The sequence below is a fragment of the Fluviicola sp. genome (assembly GCF_030151805.1).
In the GTDB taxonomy this organism is placed as follows: domain Bacteria; phylum Bacteroidota; class Bacteroidia; order Flavobacteriales_D; family Crocinitomicaceae; genus Fluviicola.
Window position 1 is genome coordinate 1 of the sequence record NZ_JASLCN010000303.1, and the last position, 9,534, is coordinate 9,534.

General features: G+C 41.8%; 9 protein-coding genes. 1 reads left to right on the forward strand and 8 read right to left on the reverse strand.

Annotated features, from left to right (window positions below; all coding sequences use genetic code 11):
• Window positions 1–143: 143 nt before the first annotated feature.
• From Q1V93_RS11615 to bioB, 5 genes are all read right to left on the reverse strand, one after another.
• Window positions 144–1,187: an efflux RND transporter periplasmic adaptor subunit gene (locus Q1V93_RS11615; protein WP_300664865.1), complete on the reverse strand. Its 1,044-nt coding sequence runs from the start codon at window positions 1,185–1,187 to the stop codon at window positions 144–146.
• 11 nt (window positions 1,188–1,198) lie between these two features.
• On the reverse strand, window positions 1,199–2,548 hold the full coding sequence (locus Q1V93_RS11620; protein WP_300664867.1) for a TolC family protein: 1,350 nt from the start codon (window positions 2,546–2,548) through the stop codon (window positions 1,199–1,201).
• 49 nt (window positions 2,549–2,597) lie between these two features.
• Complete coding sequence (locus Q1V93_RS11625; protein ID WP_300664869.1) at window positions 2,598–3,218, reverse strand: TetR/AcrR family transcriptional regulator; 621 nt, start codon at window positions 3,216–3,218, stop codon at window positions 2,598–2,600.
• 267 nt (window positions 3,219–3,485) lie between these two features.
• Complete coding sequence (locus Q1V93_RS11630) at window positions 3,486–4,496, reverse strand: 8-amino-7-oxononanoate synthase (RefSeq protein ID WP_300664871.1); 1,011 nt, start codon at window positions 4,494–4,496, stop codon at window positions 3,486–3,488.
• A gap of 54 nt (window positions 4,497–4,550) precedes the next feature.
• Window positions 4,551–5,648 carry a biotin synthase BioB gene (gene bioB / locus Q1V93_RS11635; RefSeq protein ID WP_300664873.1) on the reverse strand — a complete coding sequence of 366 codons (1,098 nt, stop codon included), beginning with the start codon at window positions 5,646–5,648 and terminating at the stop codon, window positions 4,551–4,553.
• 108 nt (window positions 5,649–5,756) lie between these two features.
• On the opposite strand from bioB, the gene Q1V93_RS11640 reads away from it, so the two are divergent.
• A complete protein-coding gene (locus Q1V93_RS11640; RefSeq protein WP_300664875.1) occupies window positions 5,757–6,245 on the forward strand; it encodes a GNAT family N-acetyltransferase in 489 nt (162 codons plus the stop codon).
• 80 nt (window positions 6,246–6,325) lie between these two features.
• On the opposite strand, the gene ispF is transcribed toward Q1V93_RS11640, so the two are convergent.
• From ispF to porU, 3 genes are all read right to left on the reverse strand, one after another.
• On the reverse strand, window positions 6,326–6,805 hold the full coding sequence (gene ispF, locus Q1V93_RS11645; RefSeq protein ID WP_300664877.1) for a 2-C-methyl-D-erythritol 2,4-cyclodiphosphate synthase: 480 nt from the start codon (window positions 6,803–6,805) through the stop codon (window positions 6,326–6,328).
• Window positions 6,805–8,076, reverse strand: coding sequence for a type IX secretion system outer membrane channel protein PorV (gene porV / locus Q1V93_RS11650; RefSeq protein ID WP_300664879.1), 1,272 nt, complete (start codon window positions 8,074–8,076; stop codon window positions 6,805–6,807). The genes ispF and porV overlap by 1 nt, the downstream gene beginning before the upstream one ends.
• A 60-nt stretch (window positions 8,077–8,136) precedes the next feature.
• A partial coding sequence (gene porU, locus Q1V93_RS11655; RefSeq protein WP_300664881.1) for a type IX secretion system sortase PorU occupies window positions 8,137–9,534 on the reverse strand: 1,398 nt, incomplete at its 5' end.

A 9,534-nucleotide genomic window follows, 5' to 3' on the forward strand; every position in this document is an offset into this window, starting at 1 on the left:
ACATTGGGGAATTGGTCGTCGGATCCTCGCTCCGCGGCATAGTCAGAAGCGTATTGACCCCCAACGCGATCGCCATGATAAACAACACCAGTGTGAACTGGTAATTGCGTACTGCGTATGTTGCTATTTTCATCGTCGGGAAGTTATTTTGCAGAAATTGTTGATTCCTCGTTCAGGTAAGGTCCACCGGAAACCACCACGTATTTGTATCCTTCCAAACCTTCCGAAACTTCCACCACATTCTGATCCAGGTTTTCCACCTTCACGGCCACTTTCTTCACTGTCTTCTGATCGTTTGAAATGAAAACAAATCCTTCGTTTGCATTTCCGTCCAACAAAGCTTCGTAGGGAATTTTCCAGTTCTCGGAAGTTTGCGAAAGGCGAATGACAGCTTTTCCGAAAACACCGCTTGCCAAACCTGCAGGAATTTTTCCGTTCAACTCCAACTCAACCGTAAACGTTCCGCTGTACGGATCAATGCTTTCTGATTTCCGGGAAACTTTGGCCTGTACTTTTTGGTTTTTGAATACATCTGCTTCTATTTCCGCAACATCTCCGATTTGAATCTGACTCCACTGACGATCGCTTACTCCGACTTTCAGTTTAAAAGCATTGGTTCCTGCACCGTTTGTTTCAAAAACAGGAGTTCCGCTCCCAACCAACTGACCTTGATTGGCCAGTTTACGCAAGATAAATCCGTTTGAAACAGCACGGATTTCCGCGTATTTTAAATTGAACAACGCTGATTCAAGCTGTTCTTCAGCCACATCAAAAGCGGTTTGAGCATTCTGCATTTGTTCCAGGGTAGCAAATCCTTCTTTTTGCAGGTTTTTAGCCCGTTCCAAATCACGTTTTGCTTTTTCCAGTCCCAATTTCGCCTGGCTGACCGTTGCTTTCACCAGGGTCAAATCGAGCGTCGCCAATAATTGACCTTTACTTACTTTATCTCCTTCTTTGACATACAATTTCTGGATTACACCACCGGAAAGAAAGGATAAATAGGTTTCATCATCTGTTGTGAATTGTCCCGAAACATGAATTTCTTCACTGGAGTTCATGGCTTTCAACGATTCCAGTTTTACAGGAATTACTTCCATCTTGGGAATTTCATTCGTAGCCTTTTCTTTGGAGCCGCACGAAGCCAAAAACAAAGAAAGCGCTATTCCGGATGTTATTATTTTTTTCATATTCGAATAGTTTAATGATTGATATTCAATGGATATGTTGCTGCTGCCCGCTCAAGTTCAGCCAGGGAACTCAAGTAGTTTTGATATTGGATCAGGACGAATAATTCAGCGTTCGTTACTTGATTGGAGGCATCAATAAACTCTAACTGACTCGTTAATCCTTCTCTGTTTGCGCCTGAAACCAGGGCAAAATATTCTTTGGAGGCTTCTAATTGTACTTTCGCGGTTTCCCAGTTTTCCCGCGCATTCAAAGTATTGCGAAGTGCTTGTTGCCGTTGTAATTCCAATTGCTGTTCTACCTGATCCAGCTGCAAACGCGCGTTTTCCAGTTCGTATTTGGTTTGCTTGATCTGCTGCTGATTGCGCGAACCATTGTAGATCGGAATAGAAGCCGAAACACCGAACATATAGTAAGCCGATTTTCTGCTGACTTCCCAATTCGTTCCCTGTGAACCTAAGTCCAGGAAAGCATTGATTTTCGGAACCCAATAGTTCTTATTCATTTTCAAAACCGATTCCTGAATCTCGATGGATTGATTGATCAGCCCCACTTCTTCGCGTTCTTTCACCGTTTCCAATTGCGGGTTGGATGTAGCAACTTCTTCCAGAATGATTGGAGTATCCAAGGATCGGTTGATCAGGAAATTGAAATACGCTTCGGCATTCTTCAATTGGTTCTTTGCAGTGGAAATCGACGTATTCATCTTCATCAATTCCGTTTGCGCCTTGAGCAGGTTCACTTTCAAACCTTTTCCCTGTTTGATTAACGCTTCATTCAAAGCCACGTTCTGTTCCAGGATCTTTTTATTCGATTCATACACGGCAACCGATTTGGAAGCCATAATCACATTGTAGTAAGCAACTTTGATGTTTTTCACCAATTCCCGGGCATAAACCTGCATATCCAGATTGCTCAATTCCACCTTTTGTTCCTGGATGCGCTTGTTTGCGTAAATGTCCATATTCAGAAGCGGAACGGAAGTCCGGATATAAGTATCGTAGAAATTATTGGGTAAGAAATTGATTTGTTGGTTCTGAATCTGCGGAAAGGCACTTGTTCCGGTCATTTGATTCAGGGTCGAATAAACGGGATTCAACATATCTCCAACCGGAAGTTCGGAATAACGACCTCCTTCAGCGCTGGTATAAGATGCGTTGAAGTTAACGGAAGGAAGAAAATTGCTCTTTGCTGTATTCAAAGCCAAAAGCGCTTTATCCAATTGAACTGAACGCTGTTTCAATACCAGATTGGAATCTAATCCTTGTTTGATATATGCGTCTAATACTTCCTGAGACCAGGCACTTGGGAGAAAAAGCATACTTCCCAGTCCTGTCAGTAAAATGATTAATTTCTGCTTCATAGTAATCATTGTTATTTTAATAAACAGTGTTAAGTAAATATTAAAAAAATTAGCGATTATACGAATCGAGCAATTTTAAGAATTCGGAGAAAGCCAGATCCACGATTTTTTCGCGTTTCACTTCATCCAAAACCTTGCATCTGCCCCTGTCATACAAGTTGATCATTCCGTGCATCGTTGCCCAAACCATGTAGGCTCCGACCTCTGCATCTTCAAACGGAAGGTATTTTTGTTCCATGCATTCCTGGATGGTCCATTTCAAGCCTTCGAAAGCCACCATTCCTTCTTTCCACGTCTCATCGTCCTCATCGAGTTTGTTCATCGGTGAGTTCTGAACGAACATCAAATCGTAATAATCTGGGTGATCCGCGGCGAATTGCAGGTAAATGCGTCCCATTGCCTTTAAGCGTTCGAACGGATTTTCAACCGAGTTGAGCACCTCCATTTTGCTCACCAGCAATTGAAATCCTTCCGTATGCAAAGCATAGATAATAGCATCTTTATCTTTAAAATACAGGTAGATCGTTGTGGGACTGTATTCAATTTTTTGGGCAATCGAACGAATAGAGGTCTGGTCAAAACCTTTCTCCAAAAAGACTTCCCTGGCAGCTGTCAGGATGCTTTTTTGCAGTTCTTCTTTTTCCCGTTCCTTGCGTTCGTTAATTCCCATTTTCAAAATTGAATGATGCAAATATACTTAACACTGTTAAGTTTCCAAATTTTATTTCAAAAAAATGAAAGAAAATAAATCAGGCTTGTCGGAATTCGATTCAATACGGGCGTAATTCCGCAATATTACGTCCAGTCAAATTACCGGAAGTTTACCCGTTTATAGCACCTTTTATGGGTAAATTAGAAAATAATACCACTAAAACCAGGACGTAATATTACGAACAGCTTCAATTCTATCCAAAAGCGAAGGCGCAATACACTCCTTTTATTTCAATAAATCAGTCAACCGGTCGATTTCGTCTTTGGTATTGAATGCATGGATGCAAATCCGCAATCTCTGAGAACCGGTCGGAACAGTAGGTGGTAAAATAGCTTTCACGGCAAAACCGGCCTGTTGAAGTTCTGCTGCTTTTGCTTTACAGGTTTCCAGCTCTGAGAATTCCATGATCTGAATCGGGGAACGGGTTGAGCTGATTGTCGAATTGATTTTGTCAGAAAAAGATGTAATGTTTTGTTGCAGCTGTTCTCTCAAAGATTCATTATTACTTAATTCAACCTGCCTCATCATGTGTTGGTAAAAACTTTCCGGAAGTGCTGTTGTATAGATAAAAGAGCGCGCAAAATTGATTAGGTACTGACGCACTTCTTCCGAACAACAAACCGTAGCGCCATGTGTTCCGTATGCTTTTCCAAAAGTGAACAAACGGATAAATACGTCTTCGCTGATTCCGAGTTCCTGGCACAACCCTAAACCATTTTCTCCGAAAACACCTCCGGAATGTGCTTCGTCAACGATGAGCAATGCTCCGTATGCTTTACACAATCTACTTATTTCTTTCAGAGGAGCAAGATCTCCATCCATGCTGTAAAGTGACTCTACAGCTACGAAAACGCTTCCTTCTGCTTTTTGAAGCTTCTTTTCCAGATCCTGAACGTCATTGTGCCGGAACGAAAAGGCGTTCGCGAAACTTAAGCGGATTCCGTCACGGACCGAGGCGTGTACCAATTCATCGTAAATAATGGTGTCTCCTTTTTGCGGAAGCGATGAGAACAATCCCAGATTGGCATCGTAGCCCGAATTGAAGATCAAAGCAGCTTCCGATTGAAAATGAGCCGCCATTTGCTTTTCAACCGCTTCAACCGCTTTGGAATTCCCTGAAATTAATCGGGACCCTGTACTTCCCAGGATTTCAATTTGGTGCGGAATTCGGGCCAATCCCAAATAATCATTCGACCAAAAGTCAATCAAGCCATCAAACGACAAAAGGGAGCGCAAACTCCCCTTCTCTTGTCTATCTTGTAAACGCTTTTGAAATTTCACGTTCATTTCTTACGAAAGGGTGGTCACTTTTCTCGGCGTGAATCCTGCTGAAGCAATTTTCGCCTCCGCCAATTCTTTCGCTCTTTGTGCCTCTTTTTCTTTTCTTGCCTGGATAATCGGATCTGGTTTTGAAACCGGTTGTTCACCATCAGCAAATGCTTCTTTCGGGATCAATCCCAGAATCTGGAACATTTCCTTGTCTTCGTTGAATTCCGGGTTCGGAGTAGTCAACAATTTATCTCCTGCGAAAATGGATCCTGCTCCTGCCATGAAACACAAAGCCTGGCCTTCCATGGTCATTTTTGTTCTTCCAGCAGACAAGCGTACTACTGCTTCCGGGAAAGCAATGCGCGTTGTGGCAACCATGCGGATCATCTCCCATTGTTCGATTGGCTTTTGATCCTCCAACGGCGTTCCTTCAACCGCTACCAATGCATTGATAGGAATAGATTCCGGTGGATTTTCCATTTCCATGTAGCTCATTAATAAACCAACACGGTCTTCGATCGCCTCGCCCATTCCGATAATTCCTCCGGAACAAACTGTTAAACCTGCTTTTTTTGCATTATCAATCGTATTCAGACGATCTTCGTATTCACGGGTAGAGATCACATCTCCGTAGAATTCTTTGGATGAATCCAGGTTGTGGTTGTATGCAAACAAACCTGCATTTTTCAAACGGTGTGCCTGATTTTCATTCATCATTCCAAGCGTAGCGCAAACTTCCATTCCAAGATCATTGACTGCAGCAACCATTTCGATGACATTGTCAAAATCCTTGTTATCGCGCACTTCTCTCCAGGCAGCTCCCATACACAAACGCGATGAACCGTTTGCCTGTGCATTCTTCGCCTGTTCGATCACCGATTCAACAGTCATCAGTTTATGAGCTTCCACATCGGTATGATAACGTGCAGCCTGCGGACAATATCCACAATCTTCCGGGCAACCACCTGTTTTGATACTCAACAAAGAAGACATCTGTACTTCTCTCGGGTTATGAAATTGACGGTGAATCGTGGCTGCTTCGAACACCAGTTCCAACAACGGCTTGTTGTACAATTCCAATAAACTTTCTTTCGTATTATATGCTGGGTTTACTTTCATTTGAGATTCTTATGACGACAAATATACGAAGTCTGCCCAAGGTGGCACTTACTTGGCTTTTGAAATTATGAACAGGAACAGTTATCTTTATCAGTAAACAACTATCCGATGACTCAAAATCAGGCAACTATCCGAAAGTATAGCGTTTCCGACAAAAGCGCGTGCATGGAAGCATTCAAAACAAATGTTCCGAAATATTTCACTGCGGAGGAAGTGAACGACTTTGAACAATTCTTAACGAAGCTGGAAAATCCGGAAGAATCTGATAAGTTGCCGTATTATGTGATGGAATTAGATAACAAACTCATCGGTTGTGGCGGTTTTGCTGAAAAAGAAGGGAAAGATGCAATCACTTTTGCCTGGGGAATGGTTCACAACGAGTACCACAAGAAAGGGTTTGGTGAACAACTATTGGTTTTTCGCATGGCTGAAATCAAAAAGCAATTTCCGGGCAGACAAGTCATTTTGGATACCACCCAATTTTCCTACCCCTTTTTTGAAAAGTATGGATTCAGAACAGTGAAAATAACTGAGAATGCTTACGGCGAAGGAATGCATCGCTATGATATGATTCTTGAAGAAGGTTCAACAGGTTAAAAGGGTTCGAAAGTTCAATGAATTGAAAATGGAAAATTCAAAATTGAGACATTGTTTAATTAAATCAATTTGAACATTTTCTACTTCTTCGAAACCAAACAAACAGCATACGCTTTCACGGCCTCGCCTGCTCCGAATGAATCTACTTTTTCGTGGGTAGTTGCTTTGATCGAAACCCTGTCGGTTTCTACTTCCAGTAATGCTGCCAGAACAGCCTGCATTTCCGGAATATGCGGATTTACTTTCGGTTTTTCCAAAATAACTGTTGCATCAATATTCACCACTGAGAACCCTTTTTCAGCAATCAGTGTCATGACATTTTTCAGCAGAATTTTCGAATCGATTCCTTTGTATTTGGGATCGGTGTCTGAGAAATGGAAACCGATATCACGCAGGTTCAATGCTCCGAGTAAGGCATCACAAATGGCATGAATCAAGACATCCGCATCCGAATGTCCGACGGCACCAAATGAAGATGGGAGCTTTAACCCTCCCATCCAAAATTCGCGACCTTCTTCCAGGCGATGAACATCAACACCAAAACCAATTCGAATATCCATTATTCCGGTTTAGCCTTGGAATCGTTTGTTGATTTATCTCCCAACGTGAATCGAAGTGTAAATCTCATCGTATTTGCCAATGGATTATTTCTCTTCATTGCAGCCAGGTAAGAGAAGTCAAAGCTGAAAATATTGTATTTGAATCCGATCCCCATGGTAAAGAACTGGCGACCTCCTTTTGAAATGTTTTCGTAAAAATATCCTCCGCGAAGCGCAAAGATGTCATTGTACCAGTATTCCAATCCGGAACCGATCATGATTTCACGCATCTCTTCTCCGAACTTGGATCCTTTTTTCACTTGAAAAGTTCCGTCTCCGTTCGCAATCGGATCTCCGTTACTGTCTCTGATTACTCTTCCCGGTGCATCGTAGAACGATTGGATCATTCCGGCGATTACACCAACATCGTTGCTTTTTCCTGAGATCAATGTTTTTTCACCGTCAATGTTTGCATATACTGCAGGTGAAGGAACCAGCAATTTCGAAACATCGATACTTACAGTCAATTTATTGTACTTGTCAATTTTAGCTGTATAGGCATTTCCGATTTTCAAAGTAGTCGGAAGAAAATCTCTTCGTGCATTTGCCGAATAAGCAACCTTGTTACCAACATTTGTAATCGTTACTCCCAAAGAGTAAATTCCGTTTACTTTAAACCAGTTAATATCTTCCGTTCTGTAAGCATATGAGATGTCTGCCATCCCCGCAATTGCAGCTTTCGTTTCCGTTCCTGCAGTCACCAATCCACCCGTTAAGTTGGAATAAGCAAATTTTCCGTTTACCCCGATACTGTGTTTATCTGCCAATTTAAATGCATACGCCAAAGTCAATTCAAATTCATTCGGTTTGAACTCACGGATGTAATTGTTATTTCCATCGGTAAAAGTGATTTCTCCTAAACTGAAATAACGCAATGCTCCCCCAACAACATGTCTGCTTCCCACTCTCGCATAACCCGAAAGGTAAGATAAGTGCATATCATTTGTTAACTGTCTCAGCCAGGGAGTGTAACTAATTCCAATTTCAGACTTATCTTCAGAGAAATTAAGCATCGCTGTATTCCACATGACAGAAGATGAGTTCGGACTCAAAGCTGTTCCCGCATCTCCCATCGCGCCGGATCTGGAATCCGGGTTGATGCCTAAAAAGGGCAGTGCAGTGGTAATGGTGTTTAACTGGATATCGTTTTGTGTAACTCCTTGTCCACCAGGCTGTGCAAAAGAAAGATAACTAACAAAAAACGTAAAAATCAATAACTTATGTGATAACATGAATCTATTTCAGTTTTAATTGTGACAAAAATACGCAAAATTGACACTTTTATTGTGCAACTATCTTAAAAGAACCAACTTTTCCATTTTTTGAGCTTTTTTACCATCAGGCATCGTAACCTTTAATTGGTAAACATAAACACCTTTGGCCAATTGATCTCCAAAATCATCTTTTCCATCCCAGGAAATTCCTTCTACTCTGAATCCGTTTGTTGGAACCAGCTGATTAATCGTCTTTACCAAACGACCGGAAACCGTATACACATTGATCTGAGTTTCCAACGAAGCACAGGATTGATTGTGTTCATACATGAAAGTGGTATGTGTAGTAAACGGATTCGGGTAATTCAACACGTGATCCAATTGAACTTCCTGATTTTCGGTTACCGTAAACTCCAGGCGAACCGTACTTGAATTGTTGTTCACATCCCATACTTTCACATCCAATGTATGTGCACCAACGGAAAGATTTCTCAATGTATATTGTAATTTACCATTCTGATAGCTGTCCAGGTTTGATTTGTAATATTCATTCAGAATAATCGGACTCCCGGTATTCCCATCCAAAACAGCCGTAATATCATGCCCGATTCCGTTTCCGACGGTATTGATCCCGAATTCATCATGAGCTTCCACAACCAATAAAGGATTCGCGCTGGAAATACTTCCATTCACAAAAGAATCGTCATTGAGGTAAATCTTCAATTCTGGTCCCACATTATCTACCGGCGGATTCGGATTAATTCCTCCGACAACAAAAGTGGAGTCCCAGCCATCCGCGTCGATTACTTTGTTATCCGCGTAATAACTGATTTTTCCTCTTCCGTAATTGAAATCAATATCTTTCGGAACGATGAATTCAAATTTAAAATCTCCGTTGGTTACCGTTGCTCGACCTTTGTAAAGCGCATTCTTTTGAGTCTTAAACGTTATGATCGGTGAATTCGGATCATTTCCTAAAGTCTGAACACTTTTCGGTTTGTCAAAAATGGTAGGAGCCAAAACACCGTTAAACGTCGTTAATCTGTTTCCATTGTAATCTTCCAAATGTCCTACCACATGCATTTTTGTCAGTGCTTTTACGGTATCTGCCCCCATAGAAAGCGGTTTATGATTAATCGAATCCGTTACGATCTTCCATTTCGGCAGGGAAATTTTCAAAGCCGGGTCTCCGATCAGATTGAAACACCTTCTGTTATCAGATGAACCGGACGTATTTTTAGTTCTGCGCATGATTTCTCCGAAAGGCAGCGGATCAAAATTGACATCCCGTTCGATCACGTGCGTAAACAAACTGGCAACTACCTGCGTATTGATCGAAATATATACCGAACGAGTCGTTGTCATCAAACAAATCGAACCTCCTTTCGGATTCAGCGAAATCAATTCACCGATCGATTCCCGGGAAGGATCATCAAACTTTGTAAACTCACAAGTCGCCGTCACAAACAATCCCAA